A 26,328-nucleotide genomic window follows, 5' to 3' on the forward strand; every position below is an offset into this window, starting at 1 on the left:
AGAGTCTGTCCTGGCGATACGCGAAGCAGGACCGACCGGCGAGGAGTTGAGCCGACCATGCAGTGTCCGAAGTGCCATGCACCGATGCACACGTACAACCGCAACGGCGTTCAGATCGAGCAGTGCAGTGGCTGCCGCGGGATCTTTCTCGACTACGGCGAGTTGGAGGCGCTGACCCGCCTGGAGTCCCAGTGGACCCAGCCGGCCCCGCCGCCCCCGGCCGCTCCGCAGGCCTACCCGGCCGCCGCCCCGCAGGCCCCCGCCTGGGGCGCCCCGCACGGTGGCCACCACGGCGGTCACTACGGCCACAAGCGTCACAAGAGCTTCGGCCACATGCTGTTCTCCAGCTGAGGCTCACCGGGCCACGAAGAAGCCCCCGGTCGCATGACCGGGGGCTTCGGTGTGTGGACGATACTGGGATTGAACCAGTGACCTCTTCCGTGTCAGGGAAGCGCTCTCCCGCTGAGCTAATCGTCCTCGGGACCAGGACCGTGACTCCAAGGAGCCGATCTTGGGCACTGCGTGCGCGATACTGGGATTGAACCAGTGACCTCTTCCGTGTCAGGGAAGCGCTCTCCCGCTGAGCTAATCGCGCGGGGGATCCGGAGATCCAGTGGACGATACTGGGATTGAACCAGTGACCTCTTCCGTGTCAGGGAAGCGCTCTCCCGCTGAGCTAATCGTCCTTGGAGGTGGAGACGGGATTTGAACCCGTGTAGACGGCTTTGCAGGCCGTTGCCTCGCCTCTCGGCCACTCCACCAGGAGTGTAGGGGTTCGGGAAGATCCCCTGTTCCTTCGAGCGGACGACGAGGCTCGAACTCGCGACCTCAACCTTGGCAAGGTTGCGCTCTACCAACTGAGCTACGTCCGCTTGTCGTTTCGTTCCGCTCCCGCGGCCCGGCGACGTGTTGAACTCTAGCGGATTCCGGGGCCAGTACAAAAACGCGTTTGTGCAGCGTGCTGCGCTGCACCTGCTCAGGGACCCCGTGGTGCCCACCGAAGGGACATGGCCAGGTCATCCGCAGGACACCCGCCATAGACTCGACTGCGTGCCCGACCTCCCTCCTCTCGCCCGCTTCGGCGACCGCGTCGCCACCGGCCTCCTCGACGTCACCAGCGATCCCGCGGCCCTGGACTCCAGTGGTTTCTGGGCCGTCCGCGCCGACTTCGAGGGCGGTCTGACCTGCGCCCGCTTCCGCGACGTGCGCGAGGAGCCCGTCCCCGCGCCGGTGCCGGGGCAGTGGCACGGCCCGTCGGTCGGTGACTGGACGTCCTCGCTCGACCGCGCCGCGTACACGGCGGGCGTACGGCGCATCCGTGAGTACATCGCGGCCGGCGAGGTCTATCAGGCCAACCTGTGCCGGGTGCTGAGCGCGCCCGTCGCGCCCGGCGCCGACGTGGACGCGCTGACCGCCCTGTTGGCGCGCGGCAACCCGGCGCCGTACGCAGGAACGATCCGGCTGCCGGAGCACGGGGTGGAGATAGCCACCGCGTCACCCGAGCTTTTTCTGCGGCGCGCGGGGCGTGTCGTCGAGTCCGGGCCGATCAAGGGGACCGGACGCACCGAGGCGGACCTGCTGGAGAAGGACTTCGCCGAGAACGTGATGATCGTGGACCTGGTCCGCAACGACATCGGCCGCGTCTGCGCCACCGGAACCGTGACCGTGCCCGATCTGTGCGCCGTGGAGAAGCATCCGGGGCTCGTGCATCTGGTCTCCACCGTGCGCGGTGAGCTGGACGAGGGCGCCGGCTGGCCCGAGCTGCTCGACGCCGCCTTCCCACCCGGCTCGGTCACGGGCGCGCCCAAGTCGAGTGCGCTGCGGATCATCGACGCGCTGGAGACGGCTCCCCGTGGCCCGTACTGCGGTGGCATCGGATGGGTCGACGCCGACCGGGGTGTCGGTGAGCTGGCCGTCGGTATCCGTACGTTCTGGATCGACCGGGAGGCGGGCATGCTGCGGTTCGGCACCGGCGCCGGGATCACCTGGGGGTCGGACCCCGAGGGGGAGTGGCGGGAGACCGAGCTCAAGGCTTCCCGGCTGCTCGCGGTAGCGTCGGGGACGTACGAGGTGAGTGGAGAGGGACTGACGTGAAGATCTGGCTCGACGGCGGACTGCAGGACATCGAGTCCGCCCGTGTCTCCGTCTTCGACCACGGGCTGACCGTGGGCGACGGCATCTTCGAGACCGTGAAGGCGGTGGACGGCCGTCCGTTCGCGCTGACCCGGCACCTCGACCGGCTGACGCGCTCGGCCCTCGGACTCGGCCTGCCCGAGCCCGACCACGACGAGGTGCGCCGCGCCTGCGCCGCCGTCCTCGAGGCCAACCCGATGCCGCTCGGCCGGCTGCGCATCACCTACACCGGCGGCCACGGCCCCCTCGGCTCCGACCGCGGCGAACACGGCCCCACCCTCGTCGTCGCCCTCGGCGAGACCACCCGGCGCCCCGACTCCACGGCCGTGATCACGGTTCCCTGGACGCGCAACGAGCGCGGCGCGCTCACCGGCCTGAAGACCACCTCGTACGCCGAGAACGTCGTCGCCCTGGCCCGCGCCCATGAACACGGCGCGACGGAAGCCCTGTTCGCGAACACGGTCGGCCAACTCTGCGAGGGCACCGGCTCGAACGTCTTCGTCGTCCTCGACGGCGAGATCCACACCCCGCCGCTCGCCTCCGGCTGCCTCGCGGGCATCACGCGTCGGCTCACGATCGACTGGACCGGGGCCAGGGAGACCGACCTGCCGCTGGACGCGCTGGAGCGGGCGGAGGAGGTCTTCCTCACCTCCACCCTGCGGGACGTCCAGGCCGTGCACAGCGTCGACGACCGCGAACTGCCGGGCGCGCCGGGCCCGGTGACCGCCAAGGCCATGCGGATCTTCGACGAGCGGGCCGGGGACGACCTGGATCCGTGAGGGCACCGGATGCCGATCCGCGAAGGACGCGGATAATCGGCTGACCTCGGGCGTCCTGACGGGTAGAACACCCCTGATGACCACGACCCTGCGGCCGACCGAGCCGCTTCAGCACAACGACGACGGGACGCGTTCGCGCCGCTATCAGGTGTGCGTGAACGGCCGTCCCGTCGGGATCCTCCACCTCGGGACGCACCCCGTCTTCGGTGACGCGGTGGCCCGGATATCGCAGCTGCGGATCGAGGAGCCCGACCGGCGCCGCGGCCGGGGCACGGTGGCCGCCCTCGCCGCCGAGGAGGTGGCCCGCGGCTGGGGCTGCCGGCGCATCGAGGTGAGCGTCCCCGGCGACGCCGGACCGGCACTGCGGCTGGCCGGGGCCCTCGGCTACGTCGTACGCAACCGCGGCATGGAGAAGGCGCTCGGCGCCACCCCGCCCGACCTGCCCCCGGGCAGCAGGGCGCGGCCCATGACGGAGGCGGAGTACGAGGCCTGGCTCGACAAGAGCCACGAGGGTTACATGCGCAGCTGGGTCGAGCGCGGGGTCCCCGAGACAGAGGCCCGGGCCAAGTCCGAACGGGACCACGCGGCACTGCTGCCGGAGGGCCTGCGCACCCCCGACGTGTTCCTCAGCGTCCTCGAACACAAGGGAACGCGGGTGGGCACCCTGTGGGTGGGCACGCGCGAGGGCGGTGCCTTCGTCTACGACGTCGAGACCGACGCGTCCCACCGCGGCGAGGGACACGGCCGCACCCTGATGCTGGTGGCCGAGGTCCAGGCGATCGTCAACGGACACCGCACCATCGGCCTCAACGTCTTCGCGGGCAACACCCCGGCCGAGCGGCTCTACGAGTCCCTCGGCTACGAGACGACGATCCGCGCGCTGTACAAGGCGCTGTTGTAGGGGGCGGTCGGGCGAGGCTTGTGGTCTGCCGTTGCTGGTGTGGGTGGTCGGGCGAGGCTTGTGCTGGGCCGCTGGTCTTGGGGCCGGCCTAGCGTGGTTTGCCCCGGCCGTTGCTGCTGTGGCTGGTCGCGCGAGGCTGGTGCTGGGCCGCTGGTGTCGCGGCTGGTCGGGCGTGAGCCTGCCCCCGGCCGTTGCTGTAGCGGCCAGTCGGTGACGCTTGTGCCCGGCGTTGCTGTTGGGGCCGGCCGGACGGAGCTTGTGCGTGGCCGGCCAGGGGTGGGCCCGCCCTCAGCCCCTGCTGTTGTACCGGTCGGTGACGCTTGTGCTCGGCGTTGCTGTTGGGGCCGGCCGGACGAAACTTGTGCCGTGGCCGGCCAGGGGTGGGCCCGCCCTCAGCCCCTGCTGTTGTACCCGTCGGTGACGCCTGGGCTCGGCGTTGCTGTTGGGGTTGACCGGCGAGGCTTGTCCTGAGCCGCTGGCGCCCTGGCCGGTCAGGCGCGGGCGTGACCCCAGCCGCCGCTGTAGCAGCCGGTCGGCGCCCCCTGCGCTCGGCCGTCGCTGTTGTGGCCGGTCGGGCGACGCCCGAGCTCGGCCGCTGGCGTCCCGGCCGATCAGGCAACGGCCCACCCCGAGAGCCCGCCCCCTCCCGCCGCTACAGCAACCGTTCAGACACCCGGCTATTCGCCCAGCAGCCGGTCCGCGATCTCCTCGATGCGCTCGCGCAGCCCCTCCTGGCTCTTGCCGCCGTCGAGGCGCTCGCCGTCGATCACATACGTCGGCGTGCCGGTCACGCCGATCGCCTTGCCCTCGGCCTGGTCGGCGTCGACGATCAGGATGTGCCGGCCGTCGATCAGCGCGGTGTCGAACTCCTCGGCGTCCAGGCCGAGTTCCCGGGCCACCTCGACCAGGAAGGGTTCGCCCCTACGGTCCAGCTCCTCGACCCGGCCCAGCACGGCCTCGACGTACGACCACCCCTGCCCCTGCTCAAGAGCCTCCTCCGCGGCCTGCGCCGCCGCGAAGGCGTGCTTGTGCTTCTCCAGCGGGAAGTGCCGCAGCCGCAGCTCCAGCCGGTCGCCGTAGCGGGCCCGCAGGGCGTGAAGGTCGTCCAGGGCGCTGCGGCAGTCGGGGCACTGGAGCTCGCACCAGACGTCGAGGACGGGCGCGGCGGGACGGTCGGGGGAGGAGTCGCTCATGGCCCCAGTCTCCCAGCACCGGCCCCGGCGACCCAATCCGACCTGGGGCGACGGTCCGGACCGGCCCGGCGGTACGGCCCCGACCGGCACCTGCGGAGGAGATGACCCGGAGATGTCCCTGATGTCGGGCCGAGGCATGGCCGGGCGGGGTGGCCACGGTGCAGGATGGAAGGGACGAAGTGCCCTGACCCGACCCGGCACGCCTGGAGGCCCGGATGATTGCCGAGACCGTCTGTTCAGCCGTGGCCGCGGCCGGCCTGGGCATCGCGGCGGTCACGGCGTACCGCAAGCGTTTCCTCGCGGCCACGCGCATCGCCGCGTACTCCCTGGTGCCCCTCGGCCTGGTCATGACCGGAGTCGTCGACTGGCTGGCGGACACCGCCTTCAGCCCGACGGCCTGGGCGGGCTTCGGAGTCCTCGGTCTGTCCTGGGTGCTGTTCACGACCACCCGTGCGGTGGAGCGCCGCCGCGGCGGTACGCGCAAGGAGCGCAAGGAGGCCCGTGCCTCCGCACAGCGGGACGCGGTGGCGCCGGCCGCCTCCGCGCCCTCCCTCGGCGCGGGCACCCGTCAGTCGACGAAGTCCGCGACCGCACCCCGGTCGGACGCATCGGAGGACTTCAGCGACATCGAGGCCATCCTCAAGAAGCACGGCATCTGACGTCCGCACTCCGGGACTGAAACGACACAGTGGGTCGCCGACCCGGCCGTAAGCGATCACGACCCGAACCGGACATCACGGAATTCGGCGAACTCCCGCTCATTCCGGGCGTGTTGATCGCGCGGCGGGGTGCAACTGCGTCATCATCGCCCGCGAGATGCTGGACACGACACAGAGCGAGGCCGCGCCACCTCAGGACGAGCCTCGCGGGTGCCTCTTCGCCCTTTCCCAGCCACCGCTGATGATCTTCCTTGCGGTGATCGGGTGTCTGCTGCTCATGGCTGCGCTGCACGATCTGCTGCTGCTCTGAGCCGTACCCGCGGCCCCCGGCGCCACCCGCCGGGGCCCGCGTCGACACCGCGGGCCGCAGCCGCGGATCAGCCGGCCGCTTCCTTGCGGCGGGCCCGGTAGGCGGCCACGTGCAGACGGTTTCCGCAGGTACGGCTGTCGCAGTACCGGCGGGAGCGGTTGCGGGAGAGGTCCACGAAGGCGTGCCGGCAGTCCGGTGCCTCGCAGCGCCGCAGTCGCTCCTCCTCCCCGGCGACCACGAAGAACGCCAGCGCCATGCCGCAGTCCGCCGCCAGGTGGTCGGCGACGGAGGCGCCGGGGGCGAAGTAGTGCACATGCCAGTCGTAGCCGTCGTGGTCGGTGAGCCGCGGGGTGGTGCCGGCGGCGGCGACCAGTTCGTTGATCAGGGACGCTGCCGTCCGGGCGTCCGGCGCCGCGAAGATCGCGGCGAACCGCCCGCGCACCTTGCGCACCGCGGACAGATCGAACTCCGACAGCACCCCGACATCACTGAATTCGTGCTTTCGTACGAAGTCTTCGAGGGCCGCGACGTCCGGCAGCCCCTCCGGGGACTCGTCGCCCTCCGGTGCGGTGTTCACCAGGTCCACCACGGCATCGAGTGCACACCGGGTGTCATGGGTGATCAGCACGTTTCGCTCCCTGGCCTGGTGGGTCGGGCGGAGTGCCCGCCGATGCTGGCCGATCGTAGTGGCTCGCGCGGCCCGCCCAAGGGTCGTACTCGCACACGTCTCCGATTACAACGCCACGGCGACGCTGACGGTTCCCGTCACCCACAAGCACACCAGCGCCGCCCCCGCGGAGCGGAGACGGCGCTGCTGCGTGCCGTATGCGGTTGTCTAGGCCCGAGCCGTCACCCCGAGTCGACGGCGCCGGGCGGCTTCGTGGGGCGGTCTCGCCCTAACTCTCCGCCAGGATGTGTGAGAGCTCCTGATCGAGATCGAAATGCCGATGCTCCGTGCCGGGAGGCACGGCGGCATCCGTCCGCTTCAGGAACGACTCCAGAGCCCGCGCGGGCGCCTCCAGCAGCGCCTCGCCCTCCGGAGAGCTCAGCGCGATGCAGACGACGCCCTGACCGTGACTGCGCGACGGCCAGACGCGGACGTCGCCGGTGCCGGTGGGCCGATGCAGCCCCTCCGCGAGGAGGTCACGGGCGAACACCCACTCGACGGTCTCTTCTGCTCCGGTGTGGAAGGTGGCGTGCACGGCGTAGGGGTCGGCCGTGTCGTACCGCAGGCCTGCGGGGACAGGCAGGGAGGACTCGCTCGACACAACGAGGCGCAGGTGCAGCTCGCAGCTGACCGTGGTGTTCATAAGCGCCAGGGCCTTTCGCTCAGTGTGCGCTCGGGGATTCGCACGTCGGCGAAATCGACATGCCACCTACGGTGCCGTTGTAAACCCCTCTGAGTGTTTTGCGTGCCTTTACGTAACTCTTCCGGCCGAGAACCTGTTCGCGAGGTACGACCATTCCGGTGACTCGTTTCGGTCCGGTAGGGTTTGGCCGTATGAATACGGGGAGTAACGAGCCGGGCGAAGTTGCCGTGGCTACCGACGAGACCGAAGTGGACGGTGTGAAGGACGACAGCGAGCAGGGGCTCGGCTCGCGAGCGCCGGAGTTCATCAAGGCGCGTAGAGCGCTGCATCTGAGCTGGCAGGTCGGCGTCTTCATCATCGGCCTGGCGATAGTCGTCACCGGCATCATCCTGCTGCCCTTGCCGGGGCCCGGCTGGGTGATCATCTTCGGCGGCATGGCCGTCTGGGCGACCGAGTTCGTGTGGGCCCAGCTCGTCCTGCGCTGGACCAAGCGCAAGGTCACCGAGGCGGCCCAGCGGGCCCTTGATCCGAAGGTGCGGCGTCGCAACATCATCCTGACGACGATCGGCCTCGTCATCGTGGGCGCGATACTCGGCTTCTACCTGTGGAAGTTCGGCATCGTCATGCCCTGGAACATCAAGGACCAGTGATCCACGAGGGGGTGCGGACGTCGTCCGGTGCGGGTTCGCGCTGGTCACGCGCACCCCCTGACATGGGGTAATGTTCTTCCTGCGTCCGGGCGATTAGCTCAGTGGGAGAGCGCTTCGTTCACACCGAAGAGGTCACTGGTTCGAACCCAGTATCGCCCACCCGGATCCGGCGGCCCGCCTGCGACTGTGCAGGCGGGCCGCCGGCGTTTCCGCCCCCGCATGCTGCTCCGGGGTGCGGGTCGGACGCCCGGCCGGCTCCCGTTTCCGCTCCGGCTCCGGGCAACTCACCGGCGACCGGACCGCATTCGGCCGACCGGGCCCCCGCGTGGCACCGCACCCCTGTTCGGCCCGTCTGTCGCACGCCCTTGACCTGCGGCATCGCGCTTCCGGGCTCGTCGGCCCGACCTCACACACCGTCAACTCGCCCCGTATGCCCGCGAAGAAATTCCTGTCCGAATCATTGACGCACCCCGAGGCCCTCCGTACCTTGTGCCAGCAAGCGCTTACTTGAAACGATTCATGCAGGCGGCAACGACGCTGCGGGGAGGGCCCGACTGTGGGAACCAACAGGAATGTCGACCGGCGCACGATCCTGAAGGCGGCAGGTGCCACGGCTGCCACGCTCGGGCTGGCCTCGACCACGGCGTGCGGCGGCGACGGGGGAGCCGCCGCCGACGGGACGGTGACGATCCGTTACGCGTGGTGGGGGGCCGAGGACCGCGCTCAGCGGATCAACAAGACCATCGCGCTCTTCGAGAAGAAGTACCCGAAGATCAAGGTCAAGACGGACTTTCAGCCGTACACCGACTTCTGGAAGAAGTTCAACACCCAGGCCTCCGGCGGGAATCCGCCGGACGTGTTCCAGAATGCCATTGGATTCCTGCGCAAATACGACGCGAAGAATGTACTTCTCGATCTCGGCGAGCAGGTCGAGGCGGGCAACCTCTCGATGGACGGCTTCCGCGCGGGCCTGGACAAGTTCGGCGAGATAGACGGAAAGCTCCTCGGTGTCCCGGTCGGCTCCAACTCGATGGCCCTCGTGATCGACAAGCCCGTCTACACCAAGGCGGGCGTCAAACCGGAGCAAGGCTGGACCTGGGACGACTTCGAGGCGGCGATGAAGAGGATCCGTGACCGGACCGGACGCGCCGGCGACAGCGGCATGTACGGCGTCATGTACCTCTACGACCTCTACCTCCGTCAGAACGGCAAGGCGTTCTTCACCGAGGACGGACTCGGCTTCACCGAGGCGGACCTGACGGACTGGTGGACCAAGGCCGAGAAGGGCGTCGAGGAGGGCCTCTACGCCGACGCCAAGAAGGTCGCCCAGATCAAGCCCAAGTCGGCGGTCTCCGCCGAACTCGCCGGCGGCGAGTTCACCTGGGACAACTTCACCGTCCGCTACACCTCCGAGGGCAAGAGCGAGTACGGCCTCGCGCCCATCCCGACGACGGACGGCAAGAAGACCGGCCAGTACCTCGGCTCCCTGATGCTCAGCGCCTCCAAGCGCACCGAGCACCCGAAGGAGGTCGCCCAGTTCATCGACTTCATGGTGCACGACCCCGAGGTCGCCAAGATCATGGGCTACGACCGGGGCGTGCCCGCCACCCAGGCCCAGTTCGACGCGTTCCAGCCGACGGACGAGGTCAACAAGGGGATCGCCGCCTACGAGACCTCCCTCGTAGAGGCCGGTGTCCTGGAGCCGATCACCCCGCACCCGAACGGCGCGGACATCTGTGAGGCCGCGTTCCTGCGCATCGCCGAGGAACTCGCGCTCGGCAAGCGCTCGGTCGACGAGGCCGTCGAGCAGTTCTTCACCGAGTCGAAGACGGCTCTCGTCGTCTGATGGGGACGACCGTGACACACGCCCCTGCGGCGGAGGGCCTGACCGAGGACTGCGAGCCGCGGCAGCGACCGGTGAAGCCCGAGCGACCCGCCGCCCTCAAGCGGCGGATCCGCCGGGAGAACCTGGCCGGCTATCTCTTCATGTCCCCGTGGATCGCCGGGTTCCTGCTGCTCACCGCGGGCCCGATGGCCGCCTCGCTCTACTTCGCCTTCACCGACTACAACCTCTTCGACGCGCCCCGATGGATCGGCCTCGACAACTTCTCCGAGATGTTCGCCGACCCGCGCTGGCGCCACTCGGTGCAGGTGACGCTCTGGTACGTCGTCGTCGGCACGCCGCTCAAGCTGCTCGCGGCCCTCGGCGTGGCGCTCCTGCTCGCACAGAAGCGACGCGGCCAGGCCTTCTACCGGGCCGCCTTCTACGCCCCGTCGCTGATCGGCGCGAGCGTCTCGGTGGCGATTGTGTGGAAGGCGATCTTCTCGGACGACGCGATCGTCGATCGTACGCAGAAGCTCTTCGGGATCGGCGTCGGCGGCTGGACCGGTGACCCGGACCTGATCATCTACAGCCTGGTGGCGCTCACCATCTGGCAGTTCGGCGCCCCCATGGTCATCTTCCTCGCCGGCCTCAAGCAGGTCCCGCGCGAGCTGTACGAGGCGGCCGAGGTCGACGGGGCGGGCAAGCTGCGGCGGTTCTGGAACATCACCCTGCCGATGATCTCCCCCGTCCTCTTCTTCAACGTCCTGCTGGAGACCATCCACTCCTTCCAGATCTTCAGCTCGGCCTACATCGTCGGCGGCGGCGCCGGGGGCAACGCCTGCGGTCCGGCCGACGGTTCGATGGTCTACACCTGCTACCTCTACGTCCAGGGCTTCGAGAACAGCCGTATGGGCCTGGCCTCCGCCATGGCCTGGATGCTGCTCGTCGCCGTCGCCCTGGTCACGGCGGTGCTGTTCTGGTCCCAGAAGCGCTGGGTGCACTACGAGGAGGGCGCCCGATGAGCACCCACGATCTTCCGACCGCGCGGGCCGGGGCGCTGCGCCGCAGGCTGCCGGGTTCCGTCGCCTGGCACATCGGGTCCCTGCTCGTCCTCGCGGTGATCCTCTACCCGGTGATCTGGGTCATCGGCGGCTCCTTCAAGAACAGCGAGGACATCGTCGGCAGCCTGGACCTCCTGCCGGCCGACCCGGTCCTGTCCAACTACACGAGCCTCGCCGACGGCATCGCCGACATCTCCATCTCCACCTTCTTCTTCAACTCGCTCTTCCTCGCGGTCGGCTCGGTGATCGGGATCGTGGTGTCCTGCTCGCTGACCGCCTACGCCTTCGCGAGGATCAGGTTCGCCGGGCGGAATCTGCTCTTCACGCTGATGATCGGCACGCTCCTGCTGCCGTACCACGTGCTGCTGATCCCGCAGTACGTGCTGTTCCGCAACATGGAGATGATCAACACCTACACCCCGCTGCTGCTGGGGAAGTACCTCGCCACGGAGGCGTTCTTCGTCTTCCTGATGGTGCAGTTCATGCGGAACCTGCCCAAGGAACTCGACGAGGCGGCCCGCCTCGACGGCTGCGGGCACCTCCGGATCTACTGGTCGATCATGCTGCCGCTGTGCAGGCCGGCCCTGATCACCAGCGCGATCTTCACCTTCATCAACTCCTGGAACGACTTCATGGGCCCGCTGATCTATCTCAACGAGCCCGACAAGTACACGGTCTCCCTGGGCCTGAAGATGTTCGTCGACCAGGAAGGGCTGGCGAACTACGGCGGCATGATCGCCATGTCGCTCGTCGCCCTGCTGCCGGTCCTCGCCTTCTTCCTGGCCTTCCAGCGGTATCTGATCGACGGCATGGCGACGTCCGGACTCAAGGGCTGAGGGGGCGGACGCGATGGCCCAAGCGCGTGTGAAGGCTCGTACGGCCGGTGGAGAGTCGGCCTTCGCCATTGGGGCCTCCCCTGCTCGAGCGGAGTCGAGAGCTTGGGGAAGGTTCGGGGTGTTCGCCGAGTGTCTGCTCACCGGCGTGTGGATCGCCGTGGCCTCCCTCGGGCTGGTCACCTGGCCGGCCGCCTTCGCCGCCGGGGCCCGGCATCTGCGGCGTCGTCTCGCACACGAGGGCGGTGGCCTGCGGGAGTTCGTCGCCGACTTCCGGGTCGCCGTGCGCGGCGGGTGGGCCGTCGGGCTCGCCGGGTGGGGCGTGGTGGCCGCGGTCGGGGTGGACGTCCAGGCCGCGCGCGCCGGGATTCCCGGCGGGCCGGTCGTCGGGGCGATCGGCGTGTGCGCGCTGATCGGCGCCTTCGTGGCCGTGCTGCGGGCGGCGGCCGGGTGGACGCCGGGCGCCGGCTGGTGGGCGCTGCTCGCCGGGGCCGGGCGGCGTACCGTGCTCGATCCCGCCGGGTCCTTCCTGGTCGTCGGCGGGCTGGCCGTCGTCGCCGCCTCCGCCTGGTTCGCCGCGCCGCTGGCTGTCCCTGTCCTGGGGGCCGTCGCCGCGGCGGCCGTCGCCGTGGAGGAGCGGTACCGGCACCGCTGACGGGCGGTGCCTTTCCCAAGGTCGGTGCCCTGAGCGCCGTATCTCTCTCTGTCATGCCCCTGATCAACCTGCCACTCGCACTCGCACTCGCGCACGGAAAGGAAAGGCCATGTCCCCTATCCCTCGCAGGTCCCTCCTCAAGGCGGCCGCGGTCGCCGGAGCGGCGGCGCAGTTCAGCTGGGCGCTGGGCGCGAAGGACGCGCAGGCCGCACCCGAGGCCGCCGGCGCGGACCCCGTGACCCTGGACTGGCTGGAGGACGGCGGCCTGGGCGCGGCCCCCGGCTCCACCGTCGGCGTCCCCTGGCCGAAGGGCGCGTATCAGGCGGACCAGACGTTCGCGCTGACGGACGCCGCCGGCAAGGCCGTGCCCGTGCAGTCGTGGCCGATCGCCTACTGGCCCGACGGATCCCTCAAGTGGACGGCGCACGCGGTCGGTTCGGGCGACGGCAAGCTCACACTCACCGCCGGGGACCCCGCGGCCCCCGCCAAGAAGGTCACCGTCGACAAGAGCGGCGGCACGATCGACGTCTCGACCGGTGTCATCACGGCGCGGATCGGCAAGTCCGGCGCGACCCTCGTCAAGTCGGTCACCCGCGGCTCCACGGAGATCGCCAGGAACGGCCGGCTCGTACTGATCCGCCAGCCCGAGATCGAGGACGAGGACCTGGGCGCGGTCAGGACCGAGCGCTTCGAGGGAGCCATCTCCGAGGTCACCGTCGAGCAGGAGGGACCCGTCCGCGCGGTCGTCCGCGTCGACGGCAAGCACCGCAAGGGGAACCGGAGTTGGCTCCCGTTCTCCCTCCGCCTCTACTTCTACGCGGGCGCCGACTCCTTCCGCATGGTGCACACCATCACGTTCGACGGCACGCAGGAGCCGGGCCGGGCGAGCGGTGACTTCATCCGGGGCATCGGGGTGCGCTTCACCGTGCCGATGCGCGACGAGTCGTACGACCGTCACATCCGCGTCGCCGGCGAGGGCACCGGCATGCTCCGCGAGGCCGTCAAGGGCATCACCGGGCTGCGCCGCGACCCGGGGGCGGCCGTACAGGCGGCGCAGTTCGCGGGGGAGAAGCTGCCCGACCCCGCCACCTGGGACCAGCGGGTCACCACCCGTCTGCAATACATCCCCGAGTGGGGCGACTACACCCTCTCCCAGCTCTCCGCCGACGGCTTCACGCTGCGCAAGCGGACCAAGAAGGGTCACGGCTGGATCGGCGCCGGTGGCGGCAGGCGGGCCTCCGGATTCGCCTACGTCGGGGGTGTCAGCGGCGGCCTCTCCTTCGGGCTGCGGGACTTCTGGGAGAAGTTCCCCGCCCAGCTCGACATCCGCCACGCCCACACCGACGCGGCCGAGGTCACCCTGTGGCTCTGGTCGCCCGAGGCGCAGCCCATGGACCTGCGCTTCTACCACGACGGCATGGGCCAGGACACCTACGCCGAGCAACTCGAGGGCCTCAACATCACCTACGAGGACTACGAGCCGGAGTTCGGAACGCCGTACGGCATCGCCCGCACCTCCGAACTCCTCTTCTGGGCCAACGAGTCCACGCCCTCGGCGGACGCTCTCGCCCGCCAGGTCGAGGCCGTACGGGTGCTGCCGCAGCTCGCCGCCCCGCCCAAGCACCTCATCAAGGCCAAGGTCTTCGGCCCCGGCCTGTACTCCGAGCCGGACCGCTCCACCCCCGCCAAGGCGAAGATCGAGGACCACCTCGACTTTCTCTTCACCTACTACAAGGACCAGGTGGAGCAACGTCGTTGGTACGGATTCTGGGACTACGGCGACATCATGCACACCTACGACACCGTCAGACACCAGTGGCGGTACGACATCGGCGGCTACGCCTGGGACAACTCCGAGCTGTCGCCCGACCTCTGGCTCTGGTTCGCGTATCTGCGGTCGGGCCGCGCGGACATCTTCCGGTTCGCGGAAGCCATGACCCGGCACACGGGTGAGGTCGACGTCTATCACCTGGGGAAGTGGGCGGGTCTCGGCACCCGGCACGGTGTGCAGCACTACGCCGACAGCGCCAAGCAGCAGCGCATCGCCAACACCACGTACCGGCGCTACTACTACTTCCTCACCGCCGACGAGCGGGTCGGCGATCTCATGCACGCCAACGTCGACTCCGACGAGACGTTCCTCGTGCTCGACCCGATCCGCAAGATCCGCACCGAGCCGTACACCCCCGACCGGCACGCGCTGTCGATCGGCTTCGGCACGGACTGGAGCGGGTTGGTCTCGGCCTGGCTGACCGAATGGGAGCGCAAGGGACCCAAGTGGGAGAAGGCCAAGGCGCGGGTGCTGTCGACGATGGAGACGATCGCCGCCCAGCCGAACGGGTTCGTGCAGGGGAGCGGGCTGTACGACCTCGACACGGGCAGGTTCGCGATCGCCTCGCAGCCGGTGGTCGGGGTATCGCACCTCTCTGCGGTGTTCGGGCTGAACGAACTGTGCGCGGAGCTCATCGACCTCGTCGACATGCCGAAGTTCAACGAGGCGTACTTCGACTACTGCCGCTACTTCAACGCCACCAAGGCCGAGCAGGCGGCGCGGTACGGGTCCAACTTCGGGTCGCTGCTGCTGTTCCAGGGGCACTCGCGGCTGGACGCGTACGCGGCCGTGCGGACGGGGGACGCGAAGCTCGCCGCCCGTGCGTGGGAGAAGTTCTACGACTCCGACGGGTACAAGGAGTCGGCGCCCTGGAAGACGGAGGCGCTGAGCGGGCCGGTGGCGCTGGTGGAGGGGAGTGAGGCGAGCTGGGTGTCGACCAACGACACCGCGTTGTACGGCCTCGCCGCCATCGAGAACCTGGCGTTGTTGGGGGACAGAATGCCGTGACAGGTCGTGGGGAACCGCGCGACCGTTGTGGCTGGTCGCGCAGTTCCCCGCGCCCCCGGGTGGGCTTCAGTGCATGTTGCCCAGGAAGTCCCGCATCCTTCGGGCGTCCCTGAGGCGTTGCTCGTACGTCGCTCCTGTGGCGAGGAGCAGGACGCCGGCCAAGGCGGGCGGTACCCAGCGGGGGAGTGCGTCGGTCACCTGGGCGATGTACGGGGCGAGTTCGTGCAGGGCGTCCAGGGCCAGCACCGCGCCGCCGAGGAGGAGCGGTGCCTGGAGGTGGTGGCGGGCGCCGAGCAGGGTGACCGCCAGGGCCGCCAGGCCCAGTAGCAGGGGGCGGGTCCACTGCGGGTCGCCCCAGGCCGCGAGGAGGCTCGGCACGAGGGTGGCGGCGAGACCGGGGCCGTACGCGGTCCAGGACGGGACGTCGGGATCGCGGCGCCTGCGCAGGACGCCGACGAGCAGCGCCGGGACGCCGACCGGCAGGGTGTACGCCTCCGGGGTCCCGACGTCCCAGGCGGCGAGGCGAACCCATGTGGCCAGGACGAAGAGTGCGGCCGAGGCGTAGGAGACGTGGCGGCGGTCGGGACGGATCGCCGTCCCGGCGGTGATCACACCGCAGAGCGCCAGGACCAGGGCGAGCATCGGCAGGTCGGCGGAGGCGGCGGCGAGGCCGACGGCGAGAAGCGCGGCGATCGCACCCGTCACCTCGACCGGGATCGTCGCCGGCGCCTTGTCGAGCCGCGCCGCGAGCAGCGCCGCCGCCACCGGGACCGCCAGGACCAGCACAGCCGTGTACTGCGGCTCCCAGCCGGCCGCGGCACCTGCCGCGCAGGCCAGGGCCGTTGCGTAGGTGAGCGCGGCCGGGGCGGTGACCGGGGCGAGGTGTGGCTTCCAGGCGGCCGCCGCGAAGAGGGCCGTCAGAGCCGCGAGCACGGCGAGGGTGGCGGGCTCGGTGGCCAGGGAGGCGAAGGCGAGGGGGAGGGAGGTGAGGAGGGCGAGGACCGTGGCGGTGCCGCGAGGGGTGGGGAAGGCGACTGCCGCGGAGGGCTCCTTCGGTGGCTCCGGCCGCTCGGAGGGCCGCATCCACGCGGCCGCCGCGAGCGCGCCGGCCGTGGTGAGGGCGAGCGCCATCAGGCCCACGGAATAAGGGACTTCGAGCACCGGAGGAAGGACCAGCGCCGTCGCCCATGCCAGCACCAGCACACCGGTCAGGGCCCGGGGACGCCAGAGCGCGTCACGCACCGCGAGAAGCAGTACGACGGCGACGACCGCCAGGACTACGGGCACCGTGTGCGTGTCCGACGGCCAGGGCGCGTCGACCGTCACCGCCGCGCGCGCGTTCCCCGGCGTCCCGGACCACACCCGCTCGGCCCAGGCGAACGGACCGGCCAGGGCGATGGCCAGCGGCGGCAGGGCCCACAGCAGGGCGAGCCCCTGTACGGCGGCGGAGGCCCGGGCGAGTCCGGCCCGCAGCGTCTCCGGCAGCCGCTCCACCCGTACCGCGGCGAGCAGGGCGACCCCGCACACCAGGTACGCCGGAACCGTCCACGCGTCCGGCAGCACCGAGCGGGCAATGCCGCCGAGCGCGGCGACCGCGAGGAGGCCGGCGGCGACCGCGGGGCCCAGCCCCTGCTTCCGGACCGCCGCCAGCGCCAGGCCCGCGGCCAAGAGGAGGAGCGCCGCCGCACGGGCGGCGGCGCTCGGGCCGGTGGCCGTCCAGGACAGCCAGCCGGCGGCCCACACGCCCCAGGCGCCCATGCCGTACGCACCGATCACCGCGGTGATCCGCACGGACCCGGCAGGCACCCGGAGCGCCACACCCGCGTCGAACCCGGCCGTCACCAGCACGGCGGCCGTGATCCCGAACGGGCTCGCGTCGACCGCCACCGCCCCCAGCGTGAGCGGGAGTTGGGCGGCGAGCAGAGCGGCGGGCAGGGGCAGACGCAGCTCGGAGGTGTGCGGCAGCAGGCCGTACGCCGCCCACAGGGCCGCCAGCACCGCCGAAGCGGCCGCGAAGTACCCCGTGGCGTCCACGTCGGCCAGCCCGACCTCGTGCAGCGCGTAGGCGTCCAGCACGGTCAGCGCGAGCCCGAGGCCCGCCACCGCCTCGGCCGTGGAGCGCAGCCCGCGCTTCAGCAGCGGCAGGGGAGCGGCGAGCACCGCCACCGTGACCCCGCCGAGCACCAGGGCCCGGCCCGCGATCCCCATGTGTCCCCAGCTGACCAGCGTGAACGCCATCGCGGCGATGGTGAGCAGGACCCCGCCGAGCACCAGCAGGACGTTCTGGACCCCGGGCGCGGAGGCCTCGGGGCGCGGGGAAGGGGCGGGGGCCGGAGCGGCCGGCCGGGGCGCCGCCTGCAGAGCGGTGACCAGCCAGGCCCGGCGGTGCAGCAACTGGGCCCGGCGGGCGTCCAGTTGGCGCAGCTCCAGGTCGAGGAGCCGCAACTCCTCGGCCGGTGGCGGAAAGTGCGTCATGCCTGGAGTGTGGTCCGCGTCACCTCGTACGGCATGAGTGCGCGTACTCAGAACGTACTCAGTTACGACGGAAACCCGCTGCGCAGGGGCAGACTCGGCCCATGGACTGGAGTCACTACCGCTTCCGCAGCCTGTGGACCCTGCCCGCGCCGCCCGCCGCCGTCTACGACGCGCTGGAGCAGGCCGAGGACTACCCCCGCTGGTGGCCGCAGGTGCGGGAGGTGACCAAGCTCGACGACATCACCGGCGTGATCACCATCCGCTCCGTCCTGCCGTACGACATGGTCTTCACCGCCCGCGAGATCCGGCGGGACCGGGCGGCCGGAGTGCTGGAGATCGCCATGTCCGGGGACATCGACGGCTGGGCGCGGTGGACCCTCGCTCCGCGCGGCGCCGGCACCCTGGCCCGCTACGACCAGGTCGTCGACGTGCACAAGCCGTTGCTCAGGCGGTTCGCCGTGCCCGGGAGGCCGCTCTTCCGGGCCAACCACTGGCTGATGATGCGCGCCGGACGGCGGGGATTGCTGGCCCACCTGGCCGGCGGTCGGCAAGCGGTTTGAAGGAAACGCGCGGGGACCTGTATTGTTCAGTCCGTTCCCGGGCGATTAGCTCAGTGGGAGAGCGCTTCGTTCACACCGAAGAGGTCACTGGTTCGAACCCAGTATCGCCCACCGGGAAAAGGCCGGTCCGCAACAGCGGACCGGCTTTTTTGCGCGTGACGCCCTAGGCCGCCGCCGGCAGGTCCGGGCGCAGTGGCCACGCCGGGTCCACCGCCTCGTCGTTGCCGCTGCGGGCGAACCACGCCTGCAGGCCGCGCGCCTGTGCCGCGTGCCACACCGCCTGCAGAGGGTGCAGTTCGGCGGGGGACAGGCGTTCCAGGCGGGCCGCGAACCGGCGCCCCACCGCCCGTACGACCTCCAGTGAGGCCAGTGCGTCGGCCGCCGCGTCATGCGCGCCGTCCAGCGTGACGCCGTAGTGCGCGCACAGGTCGGTCAGGGTGCGCCGGCCCTTGCGATAGCGGTCCAGATGCTTGTCCAGGACGCGCGGGTCGAGCACCAGCATCGGCGAGGTCTCGAACCACCGGTCCAGGGACGACGCGCGATGGCGCCGCAACTCGCGGTCCAGCAAGGTGAGATCGAACGGCGCGTTCATCACCACTATGGGCCTGCCGACCGCCGCCTGTCCGGACAGTTCCTCGACTATCTCCTGCATCACCGGCGCCGGCCAACGGCCGTTGCGCTGGAGATGATCCTCCGTCAGTCCGTGCACCGCGGTCGCCGCCTCCGGCACCGGCACACCCGGGTTCACCAGCCACTGGGTCACGCGCGGCCGGGTTCCCGGGGCGTCCTGGACGACGACGGCCGCCGAAACGATCCGGTCGGTCTCGACGTCCACGCCTGTCGTCTCTGTGTCGAATGCCGCCAGCGGGCCTTCATACCAGCACGCCATATCTACACAACCCCTCGTTCACCCACGGCAGCTGACGCACCGTCTTCTGCCCGTTTGGTGATACCCGGCCCGTTTGCGGCGTACGCCGGAAGGACACAACAGGAGTGCGGGTCTTTGCAGTTCAGCGGCCCGGTACGGGGATTCACTGGCTTGGAAGGCTGTTTGGTCATGGCGATAGCGCAGCCCGAGCGGGGCGGGCTGCTGCCCGAACGCACGGGCCCCCATCGCGGTTCACTCGCCACCACCGCATGCATGGAGACACTGCAGGTGGGCTATCTGCACGCCGTCGCGGCGGCGGCCGGCTGTTCGCTGTCCCAGCCCTTTCCGGACAACGGCATCGACTGGCACGTCAGCCACAGCGCGCCCGGACACACGGTCGACGACGAGGTCACCATCAAGGTGCAGCTGAAGGCGACGTACCAGATCGCACCGAACCCGCCCGGCCGCTTCTTCTCGTTCACGCTCGACAACGACCACCTGGCGAAGCTCGCCCGCACCCCGGTCTCGGTGCACAAGATCCTGGTCGTGATGATCGTGCCGCGCACCCAGGACGACTGGCTGCGCGCCAGCCACGACCGGCTCGACCTGCGCCACTGCTGCTACTGGGTCAACCTGGCGGGACACCCGGTCACCGGGCGGCGTCGCACCACCGTGCGGATACCGACCTCACGCATCTTCGACGACCGGGCGCTCTGCGAGATCATGACGCGGACCGGGACGGGAGGCAAACCATGACGCACCGCCCCCTGGAGGAGCCGATACGACCGGTGAGGCCGCACCCCGTCGACGCCGCCTGGGACCGTCCCCCCGAGCCCGGCGAGGTCGACCCCGCCGTGCTCAGCGCCCTGCTGCACCGGCACGGCTGGCAGCGGCGTGGGGGAGCGGCCGGGCGCTACGGCCGCTGGACCCCGCCGGGGCCGGGTGGCGGCGGCACCAGCCTGCTCGTCCCCGAGTCCCGCGCCTTCCCCGACAGCGACGACCTGCTCGGCGAGGCGCTCGTCGCCCTGTCCCGCAGCGGCATGCCCTCCGCGCGCGAGGTACTGGTCGGGCTCGCCGTGCCCAGCGACGAGGTCCGCTGGTGGCGGGACACCCCCAGCGGGCCGGCCGGGGCCGCGCCCTGGACCGTCGAGGAGGAGCTGCGCACGGCCGCCCGCCAGATGCTCCTCGCCGCCGCGCTCGCCACACGCGCGCGTGCGGGCTACTACGGCGCCCGGCACCGCCGCTCGGCCGCCGCGATGCTGGAGAACGTCCTCGTCGGTGCCGCGTCCGGCGGGCGCGGGCTCGCCGCCTTCGTGCCCGTCGGCACCGGCCGCCCGCTCGCCGTACGCCTCCACCAGGCCCTCTACGCCGCCCGCGAGGCCATCGACTACCAGCGGGCCACCGGCGGCATGGACGCCTTCGACGGCGCCGTCGAGGCGGGCGTCAGCCGCGAGCTCATCGAGGCCCTGATCGCCCTCGTCCGCGGCACGGAGGGCGCTCGGATCGCCGTCGAGTGGGCGCCCGCGTCCGGGGTGCCCGAGGACTGCGCGGCCGGCGTCGAGCCCGTCGAGTTCTCGCCGGGCGACCTGCCCGTGCTGCGCGAGGCCGGCGCCCGCTATCTGCGCGAGGAGCCGTCCGTGCCGGTCAGGCTCACCGGCGCGGTGGTACGGATGCGCAGGTCCGGGCCGCGCGGGGAGGGCACCGTACGGCTGCGCGTCCTCGCGGGCGCCGAGGTGCCGCACGTCCGGCTGACCCTGGACGAGGAGGCCTACCGCATCGCCGGTCACGCCCACCTCGTCGGGCTGCCCGTGCGGGTGCACGGCCGTCTGGAGAGCCGCGGCGGCTTCCGCAAGCTCACCGGGGCCTCCGGCGTCGTACCGGTACAGGTGGACGAGGCCGAGCGGGACCGGCTGATGAAGTCGCTCCAGGAGGACCTGGACTTTTTCGAAGAGGCTTGTGGCGGGGACGACCGGGAGGACTGAGGCTGAGCCGGTGGGCCGAGGGTGACCGTTTCGCGGTCAGCCGTCCGGGGTCGGTACGATCGCGTAATGCGCGCGCTCCTGGTATGGCGCCGCAACCCACCTTCAGTCAGGAGAGACCGGTGTCAGACGTCCGTGTGATCATCCAACGCGATTCCGAGCGGGAAGAGCGCGTGGTGACAACGGGGACTACGGCCGCCGACCTCTTCGCCGGCGAGCGCTCGATCATCGCCGCGCGCGTGGGCGGCGAGCTCAAGGACCTGTCGTACGTGCTCGCCGACGGCGAGGAGGTCGAGGGCGTCGAGATCTCCTCCGAGGACGGCCTGAACATCCTGCGCCACTCCACCGCGCACGTGATGGCGCAGGCCGTGCAGGAGCTGTTCCCCGAGGCCAAGCTGGGCATCGGCCCGCCCGTCAAGGACGGCTTCTACTACGACTTCGACGTCGAGAAGCCGTTCACGCCCGAGGATCTCAAGGCCATCGAGAAGAAGATGCAGGAGATCCAGAAGCGCGGGCAGAAGTTCGCCCGCCGCGTCGTCACCGACGAGGCCGCCCGCGAGGAGCTCGCCGCCGAGCCCTACAAGCTGGAGCTGATCGGCCTCAAGGGCTCCGCGTCCTCCGACGACGGCGCGGACGTCGAGGTCGGCGCCGGTGAGCTGACGATCTACGACAACCTCGACGCGAAGACCGGCGACCTGTGCTGGAAGGACCTCTGCCGCGGTCCCCACCTGCCGTCGACCCGCGCGATCCCGGCGTTCAAGCTGATGCGCAACGCCGCCGCCTACTGGCGCGGCAGCGAGAAGAACCCGATGCTCCAGCGCATCTACGGCACCGCCTGGCCGTCCAAGGACGAGCTGAAGGCGTACCTCGACTTCCTCGCCGAGGCCGAGAAGCGCGACCACCGCAAGCTGGGCAACGAGCTCGACCTGTTCTCGATCCCCGAGCAGATCGGCTCCGGCCTCGCGGTCTTCCACCCCAAGGGCGGCATCATCCGCCGCGTGATGGAGGACTACTCGCGCCGCCGGCACGAGGAGGAGGGCTACGAGTTCGTCTACACCCCGCACGCGACGAAGGGGAAGCTCTTCGAGACGTCGGGCCACCTCGACTGGTACGCCGAGGGCATGTACCCGCCCATGCAGCTCGACGAGGGCGTGGACTACTACCTCAAGCCCATGAACTGCCCGATGCACAACCTGATCTTCGACGCGCGCGGCCGCTCGTACCGTGAACTGCCGCTGCGCCTCTTCGAGTTCGGGACCGTGTACCGGTACGAGAAGTCGGGCGTCGTGCACGGCCTCACCCGCGCGCGTGGCTTCACGCAGGACGACGCGCACATCTACTGCACCCGTGAGCAGATGTCGGAGGAGCTCGACAAGACGCTCACCTTCGTCCTCGGCCTGCTGCGCGACTACGGCCTGACCGACTTCTACCTGGAGCTGTCCACCAAGGACCCGGAGAAGTTCGTCGGCTCCGACGAGGTCTGGGAGGAGGCCACGGAGACGCTCCGCCAGGTCGCCGAGAAGCAGGGCCTGCCCCTGGTCCCGGACCCGGGCGGCGCCGCCTTCTACGGCCCGAAGATCTCCGTCCAGACCAAGGACGCCATCGGCCGGACCTGGCAGATGTCGACGATCCAGCTCGACTTCAACCTGCCGGAGCGCTTCGACCTGGAGTACACCTCCGCGGACGGCTCCAAGCAGCGCCCGGTCATGATCCACCGCGCGCTGTTCGGCTCGATCGAGCGGTTCTTCGCGGTGCTCCTGGAGCACTACGCGGGCGCCTTCCCGGCGTGGCTCGCCCCGGTCCAGGCCATCGGCATCCCGATCGGCGACGGGCACGTGGACTACCTGGAGAAGTTCGCCGCGGCCGCCAAGAAGAAGGGCCTGCGGGTCGAGGTCGACTCCTCCTCCGACCGCATGCAGAAGAAGATCCGCAACGCCCAGAAGCAGAAGGTGCCCTTCATGGTCATCGCGGGCGACGAGGACATGGCGAACAACGCCGTCTCCTTCCGCTACCGCGACGGCTCGCAGGAGAACGGCATCCCGTTCGACGAGGCCATCGCGAAGATCGCGCAGGTCGTCGAGGAGCGGGCGCAGGTCTGATCCGGCCGGACACGATCACGAGGCCCCCGGGAGCTCAGCTCTCCGGGGGCCTCTTGTCGCTCTCGCGGGAGAAGATCTGCAGCAGCCAGGACGAGAACGACCCCGTCACCGCGCCGAGCAGCGCCAGCCCGCCGGCCATCATCGCGATCGCGATCGACCGGCCACGCGTGGTCACCGGGGTGATGTCCCCGTATCCGACCGTCGTGAGGGTCGCCGCGGCCCACCACACGGCGTCCCCGAACGTCCGCATGCTGGCCCCGGGCGCCCCGCGTTCGGCCTGGAAGACCGCGAGAGCCCCGGCGAAGCCGAGCAGCAGGGTCGCCAGACTCGCGTAAGCGATCACGCGCGCGTGCAGCGAGACCCGGGGCTGCCCCTGCCGGCGCTGGATCACGTCGTAGAGCGGCACGATCCGCAGCGGCCGCAGCAGCGGCAGGACGACCACGACCGTGTGCAGGAAGTGGGTCCTCGCGAAGCGCAGGAGGCGACCACCGACGAGCCGCCAGCGCACGGCGTAGTCCACCGCGAACAGCAGCCAGAGCGCGACCATCGTGTACAGGCACACGTCCTTCCAGAAGGACGGCATGCTCACAGCAAGGACGCGGGCGGCGTAGGCGGCCAGGAACAGCAGCGATGCCAGGAACAGCGGGATCTCGGTGCGCTGCTCCCAGCGGTTGTAAGGGCTGTCGTCGTCCACCGGCCCAGCTTGGCCGGTGCCGGCTCTCCCGTCGCCCCGGCGACACGCCGCGAACGGAGGACGCCATATGCTGCACGCATGACGAGTGAGCCGGAGCAGCAGTGGGGAGTGGGGGTCCAGGACGCGTTCCAGCGCCTGTGGACGCCCCACCGGATGGCCTACATCCAGGGTGAGAACAAGCCGACCGGTCCCGGAGCGGACGACGGCTGCCCCTTCTGCTCGATCCCGGCCAAGTCCGACGAGGACGGGCTGATCGTCAAGCGCGGTGCGCAGGTGTACGCGGTCCTCAACCTGTACCCGTACAACGGCGGCCACCTCATGGTCGTGCCCTACCGCCACGTCGCCGACTACACCGACCTCACCGAGCCGGAGACCATCGAACTCGCCGGGCTGACCAAGCAGGCGATGACGGCCCTGCGGACCGCCTCCGGCGCCCACGGCTTCAACATCGGCATGAACCAGGGCACGGTCGCGGGCGCGGGCATCGCGGCGCACCTGCACCAGCACATCGTGCCGAGGTGGGGCGGCGACACGAACTTCATGCCGGTCGTGGGCCACACCCGGGTGCTGCCGCAGCTGCTGGCGGACACCCGGAAGATGCTGGCGGAGGCCTGGCCGACGGCGGCTTGATCTGTATCTGTATCTGTCAGCCCGTCCCGCGTTTGAGGACGAGGCCGTACAGGCCGAAGGGGGGTCTGGGGCGCAGCCCCCAGGACCGCTCGCCCAGAACCCCCTCAGCCGGCTCACCCGCCTCGCCCGGCAAGACCGCCGGAGGCCTACGCGTCGTAGACGTCCGCCTTCCGCGGCATCGGATCCTGCACAGCCGTGCTCAGGAACGACGAGCGGTTGCCGAACTTCTCGGTGTCCACGCCGTTCTCCGCCAGCACCTTGATCGCCGCCGCGTGCACCACGCGCAGCACCGGTGTGGCCGCCCGCAGCGCGTCGTCGGCCATGAAACGGTGCCGCCACGGCTGGTCCGCCCACGCGTGGCGCAGCCCGAACGGCTCGGGGAGGGCCATCGTCCCGCCGAGCCAGTTCAGCAGCGGCGGATACCAGGAGATCGGGGCCCGCACCGCCAGCCGCACCACCTCGTCGGTGTTGACCAGCGGAAGCTTCACCTTGCGGGTCTCCCACGGCTTGAACGACTTGGTGACCTCCTTGGTCGGCGCCTCGGGCTTCTCCTGGAACAGCCCGTTCACCGGACCGAGGGCGTGGCCGGTCACCTCGATGCGCAGCGTCTCGTGCAACACGGTCACGGTGATCAGCATCGTGATGATCAACTGGCCGTCCCACAGCGTCCACTGGACGCCCAGGTAGTGCCGGTCCCCGCTGCCGAACTGCTGCTTGTTGCAGATGTCCTGTATCGCATGGGACTTGACCTGGTAGGCCTCGACGTCCGTGCCCTCCGGGCGGGACACCGCCTTCGCGCCCTCCGCGATCGGCGTGACGACCCAGTGCCGTATCGAGGGCTTCGGGAAACCACCGGTGTTCAGCGGGCCGCGCTCCAGCATGCGGAGCTGGTCGTGGATCGCCCGGATGACGTCCCAGCTGCGGAAGGGGTGGATCTCACGCGTGGAGTCGGCGGCCACCAGGTCCTCGGCCAGCTGCCAGCTGCCCCAGCGCGTGCCCATGCCCAGTATCCCCTTGGGCCCGGCGTAGAACACGGAGTTGGACTGCTGCTCGGCGCTCAGCTTGGCCAGGGACTGGCGCAGCTGCTCGGCCTGCGTCTCGGTCGGGCTGGTCGGCACCGCCTCCGGTACCTTCGCGCCGACGCTGCTGCCGGCCAGCAGACTGTCCCAGCGCTCCCGCAGGTCCCGCGCGGTGCGCTCACAGACCTGCTTGGCCCAGAACCAGCCGAGGACGGGCATCACGACCGAGGCCCGCGCATACCAGGCCCAGAAGCCGGTGAAAGGCATCTTCAGCAGGAAGAGCACCGCGAGCGCGCCCGCCGCGACGAGCAGCACCGAGCCGAGGGCGCCGCCGCGCCTCTCGTCGCGCTTGACGATGGTCGTGCGCAGCGTGAAGACCAGCAGCCACAGCAAAAGCCCCGGCAGGAACAGCACACCGCAGATCACCATGACGGCGCTGAGCATGCGGTCGCGGGCCTTGCGGATGTTGTTGGCGGCGAGGCAGTGCTCGACGACGACCTGCGGCTCGGTGCCGAACGACTGGATCAGGGGCTTGCGGTCACCGCCGAGCATGCGGTCGACGACAGCCCGCGAATAGGCCTCACCCAGGTTGGGGCGGAAGATCTTCGCCCAGGAGCGGCCCGGCTTGACATCGGTCTGGTGCCACTCGTTGTCGGCCTTCTTGATGTCCTCGTACGGGTTGTCGCGATAGGCCGCCGAGGCCAGCGCGAACGTCGCCGTCTGTCCCTCGCCGGCCGTGCGAGGCACCTGCGGACCGAAGATGTCCGCGTAACCGCTCTCAACGGTCATTCCCGCCCCCGATCGCCGCACTGTCGCTTCTGCGGCCTTCCCGACTTCCGTACTCCGCACACCTGTT

24 protein-coding genes and 7 tRNA genes are annotated in these 26,328 nt (G+C 70.4%); 19 read left to right on the forward strand and 12 right to left on the reverse strand.

The genetic code is table 11. The annotated features are described in order from the left end of the window. Window positions 1-57: 57 nt before the first annotated feature. Entirely contained in the window at window positions 58-351 is a 294-nt protein-coding gene (locus tag ACIRD7_RS32855) for a zf-TFIIB domain-containing protein (RefSeq protein ID WP_403459281.1), read from the forward strand. A gap of 54 nt (window positions 352-405) precedes the next feature. Here ACIRD7_RS32855 and ACIRD7_RS32860 read toward each other — a convergent pair. From ACIRD7_RS32860 to ACIRD7_RS32880, 5 genes are all read right to left on the reverse strand, one after another. Next, window positions 406-477: transfer RNA gene (locus tag ACIRD7_RS32860), tRNA-Val, on the reverse strand. Between the two features lie 46 nt (window positions 478-523). After that, window positions 524-595, reverse strand: a tRNA-Val gene (locus ACIRD7_RS32865). 19 nt (window positions 596-614) lie between these two features. Further along, a tRNA-Val gene (locus tag ACIRD7_RS32870) sits at window positions 615-686 on the reverse strand. A 1-nt stretch (window position 687) separates the two neighbouring features. Continuing rightward, a tRNA-Cys gene (locus ACIRD7_RS32875) sits at window positions 688-761 on the reverse strand. Window positions 762-799: 38 nt separating this feature from the next. Continuing rightward, window positions 800-872 (reverse strand) — tRNA-Gly (locus ACIRD7_RS32880). A gap of 178 nt (window positions 873-1,050) precedes the next feature. Here ACIRD7_RS32880 and ACIRD7_RS32885 point away from each other — a divergent pair. The 3 genes from ACIRD7_RS32885 to ACIRD7_RS32895 all read left to right on the forward strand — a co-directional run bounded on the left by ACIRD7_RS32885 (window position 1,051) and on the right by ACIRD7_RS32895 (window position 3,813). Next, window positions 1,051-2,094 carry a chorismate-binding protein gene (locus ACIRD7_RS32885; RefSeq protein WP_403459282.1) on the forward strand — a complete coding sequence of 348 codons (1,044 nt, stop codon included), beginning with the start codon at window positions 1,051-1,053 and terminating at the stop codon, window positions 2,092-2,094. Beyond that, window positions 2,091-2,912 carry an aminotransferase class IV gene (locus tag ACIRD7_RS32890; protein WP_403459283.1) on the forward strand — a complete coding sequence of 274 codons (822 nt, stop codon included), beginning with the start codon at window positions 2,091-2,093 and terminating at the stop codon, window positions 2,910-2,912. Before ACIRD7_RS32885 ends, ACIRD7_RS32890 begins: the two co-directional genes overlap by 4 nt. Window positions 2,913-2,988: 76 nt before the next feature. Further along, complete coding sequence (locus ACIRD7_RS32895; RefSeq protein WP_403459284.1) at window positions 2,989-3,813, forward strand: GNAT family N-acetyltransferase; 825 nt, start codon at window positions 2,989-2,991, stop codon at window positions 3,811-3,813. A gap of 677 nt (window positions 3,814-4,490) precedes the next feature. Here the strand turns inward: ACIRD7_RS32895 and ACIRD7_RS32900 are convergent. Further along, window positions 4,491-5,006: a DsbA family protein gene (locus ACIRD7_RS32900; RefSeq protein WP_403459285.1), complete on the reverse strand. Its 516-nt coding sequence runs from the start codon at window positions 5,004-5,006 to the stop codon at window positions 4,491-4,493. A 215-nt stretch (window positions 5,007-5,221) separates the two neighbouring features. On the opposite strand from ACIRD7_RS32900, the gene ACIRD7_RS32905 reads away from it, so the two are divergent. Beyond that, complete coding sequence (locus ACIRD7_RS32905) at window positions 5,222-5,665, forward strand: hypothetical protein (RefSeq protein ID WP_403459286.1); 444 nt, start codon at window positions 5,222-5,224, stop codon at window positions 5,663-5,665. A gap of 157 nt (window positions 5,666-5,822) precedes the next feature. Continuing rightward, window positions 5,823-5,975, forward strand: coding sequence for a hypothetical protein (locus ACIRD7_RS32910; protein WP_004002639.1), 153 nt, complete (start codon window positions 5,823-5,825; stop codon window positions 5,973-5,975). A gap of 67 nt (window positions 5,976-6,042) precedes the next feature. Here the strand turns inward: ACIRD7_RS32910 and ACIRD7_RS32915 are convergent, their stop codons facing one another. Then, window positions 6,043-6,603 (reverse strand): CGNR zinc finger domain-containing protein, encoded by a 561-nt coding sequence (locus tag ACIRD7_RS32915; protein WP_403459287.1) that lies wholly within the window; start codon window positions 6,601-6,603, stop codon window positions 6,043-6,045. A 268-nt stretch (window positions 6,604-6,871) separates the two neighbouring features. Beyond that, window positions 6,872-7,285 carry an SsgA family sporulation/cell division regulator gene (locus ACIRD7_RS32920; protein WP_004002642.1) on the reverse strand — a complete coding sequence of 138 codons (414 nt, stop codon included), beginning with the start codon at window positions 7,283-7,285 and terminating at the stop codon, window positions 6,872-6,874. Window positions 7,286-7,476: 191 nt separating this feature from the next. Here ACIRD7_RS32920 and ACIRD7_RS32925 point away from each other — a divergent pair, with 191 nt between their 5' ends. From ACIRD7_RS32925 to ACIRD7_RS32955, 7 genes are all read left to right on the forward strand, one after another. Further along, on the forward strand, window positions 7,477-7,935 hold the full coding sequence (locus tag ACIRD7_RS32925; RefSeq protein ID WP_403459289.1) for a TIGR02611 family protein: 459 nt from the start codon (window positions 7,477-7,479) through the stop codon (window positions 7,933-7,935). Window positions 7,936-8,022: 87 nt separating this feature from the next. After that, window positions 8,023-8,094: transfer RNA gene (locus ACIRD7_RS32930), tRNA-Val, on the forward strand. Between the two features lie 397 nt (window positions 8,095-8,491). Further along, window positions 8,492-9,781, forward strand: a complete 1,290-nt coding sequence (locus ACIRD7_RS32935; RefSeq protein WP_403459290.1) for an ABC transporter substrate-binding protein — start codon at window positions 8,492-8,494, stop codon at window positions 9,779-9,781. After that, the gene (locus ACIRD7_RS32940) at window positions 9,781-10,782 is read left to right on the forward strand and encodes a carbohydrate ABC transporter permease (protein ID WP_403459292.1); all 1,002 of its coding nucleotides are present in this window, start codon (window positions 9,781-9,783) and stop codon (window positions 10,780-10,782) included. Before ACIRD7_RS32935 ends, ACIRD7_RS32940 begins: the two co-directional genes overlap by 1 nt. Next, complete coding sequence (locus ACIRD7_RS32945) at window positions 10,779-11,657, forward strand: carbohydrate ABC transporter permease (RefSeq protein WP_403459295.1); 879 nt, start codon at window positions 10,779-10,781, stop codon at window positions 11,655-11,657. The genes ACIRD7_RS32940 and ACIRD7_RS32945 overlap by 4 nt, the downstream gene beginning before the upstream one ends. Window positions 11,658-11,670: 13 nt before the next feature. Beyond that, window positions 11,671-12,309, forward strand: a complete 639-nt coding sequence (locus ACIRD7_RS32950) for a hypothetical protein (RefSeq protein ID WP_403459297.1) — start codon at window positions 11,671-11,673, stop codon at window positions 12,307-12,309. Between the two features lie 109 nt (window positions 12,310-12,418). Next, window positions 12,419-15,148 carry a Tat pathway signal sequence domain protein gene (locus ACIRD7_RS32955; protein WP_403459299.1) on the forward strand — a complete coding sequence of 910 codons (2,730 nt, stop codon included), beginning with the start codon at window positions 12,419-12,421 and terminating at the stop codon, window positions 15,146-15,148. A 66-nt stretch (window positions 15,149-15,214) separates the two neighbouring features. Here the strand turns inward: ACIRD7_RS32955 and ACIRD7_RS32960 are convergent, their stop codons facing one another. Then, entirely contained in the window at window positions 15,215-17,623 is a 2,409-nt protein-coding gene (locus ACIRD7_RS32960; RefSeq protein WP_403459301.1) for an SCO7613 C-terminal domain-containing membrane protein, read from the reverse strand. A gap of 101 nt (window positions 17,624-17,724) precedes the next feature. Here ACIRD7_RS32960 and ACIRD7_RS32965 point away from each other — a divergent pair, with 101 nt between their 5' ends. Both ACIRD7_RS32965 and ACIRD7_RS32970 read left to right on the forward strand, forming a co-directional pair. Beyond that, window positions 17,725-18,183, forward strand: coding sequence for an SRPBCC family protein (locus ACIRD7_RS32965; protein WP_403459303.1), 459 nt, complete (start codon window positions 17,725-17,727; stop codon window positions 18,181-18,183). A gap of 39 nt (window positions 18,184-18,222) precedes the next feature. Further along, window positions 18,223-18,294: transfer RNA gene (locus ACIRD7_RS32970), tRNA-Val, on the forward strand. 52 nt (window positions 18,295-18,346) lie between these two features. On the opposite strand, the gene ACIRD7_RS32975 is transcribed toward ACIRD7_RS32970, so the two are convergent. Then, window positions 18,347-19,072, reverse strand: a complete 726-nt coding sequence (locus ACIRD7_RS32975) for a 3'-5' exonuclease (protein WP_403459305.1) — start codon at window positions 19,070-19,072, stop codon at window positions 18,347-18,349. Window positions 19,073-19,240: 168 nt separating this feature from the next. Here ACIRD7_RS32975 and ACIRD7_RS32980 point away from each other — a divergent pair, with 168 nt between their 5' ends. The 3 genes from ACIRD7_RS32980 to thrS all read left to right on the forward strand — a co-directional run bounded on the left by ACIRD7_RS32980 (window position 19,241) and on the right by thrS (window position 23,129). Next, a complete protein-coding gene (locus tag ACIRD7_RS32980; RefSeq protein ID WP_403459307.1) occupies window positions 19,241-19,807 on the forward strand; it encodes a DUF4365 domain-containing protein in 567 nt (188 codons plus the stop codon). Beyond that, the gene (locus ACIRD7_RS32985; protein WP_403459309.1) at window positions 19,804-21,033 is read left to right on the forward strand and encodes a hypothetical protein; all 1,230 of its coding nucleotides are present in this window, start codon (window positions 19,804-19,806) and stop codon (window positions 21,031-21,033) included. Before ACIRD7_RS32980 ends, ACIRD7_RS32985 begins: the two co-directional genes overlap by 4 nt. A 119-nt stretch (window positions 21,034-21,152) precedes the next feature. Beyond that, window positions 21,153-23,129 carry a threonine--tRNA ligase gene (gene thrS, locus ACIRD7_RS32990; protein ID WP_403459310.1) on the forward strand — a complete coding sequence of 659 codons (1,977 nt, stop codon included), beginning with the start codon at window positions 21,153-21,155 and terminating at the stop codon, window positions 23,127-23,129. 34 nt (window positions 23,130-23,163) lie between these two features. Here the strand turns inward: thrS and ACIRD7_RS32995 are convergent, their stop codons facing one another. Further along, a complete protein-coding gene (locus ACIRD7_RS32995) occupies window positions 23,164-23,823 on the reverse strand; it encodes a potassium channel family protein (protein ID WP_403459312.1) in 660 nt (219 codons plus the stop codon). 78 nt (window positions 23,824-23,901) lie between these two features. Between ACIRD7_RS32995 and ACIRD7_RS33000 the strand changes: the two genes are divergently transcribed. Next, entirely contained in the window at window positions 23,902-24,453 is a 552-nt protein-coding gene (locus tag ACIRD7_RS33000; RefSeq protein WP_403459313.1) for an HIT family protein, read from the forward strand. A gap of 146 nt (window positions 24,454-24,599) precedes the next feature. Here the strand turns inward: ACIRD7_RS33000 and ACIRD7_RS33005 are convergent, their stop codons facing one another. Further along, window positions 24,600-26,261: a hypothetical protein gene (locus tag ACIRD7_RS33005; protein ID WP_403459316.1), complete on the reverse strand. Its 1,662-nt coding sequence runs from the start codon at window positions 26,259-26,261 to the stop codon at window positions 24,600-24,602. Between the last annotated feature and the right edge of the window lie 67 nt (window positions 26,262-26,328).

The organism is Streptomyces sp. NPDC093568, assembly GCF_044764945.1.
In the GTDB taxonomy this organism is placed as follows: Bacteria; Actinomycetota; Actinomycetes; order Streptomycetales; family Streptomycetaceae; genus Streptomyces.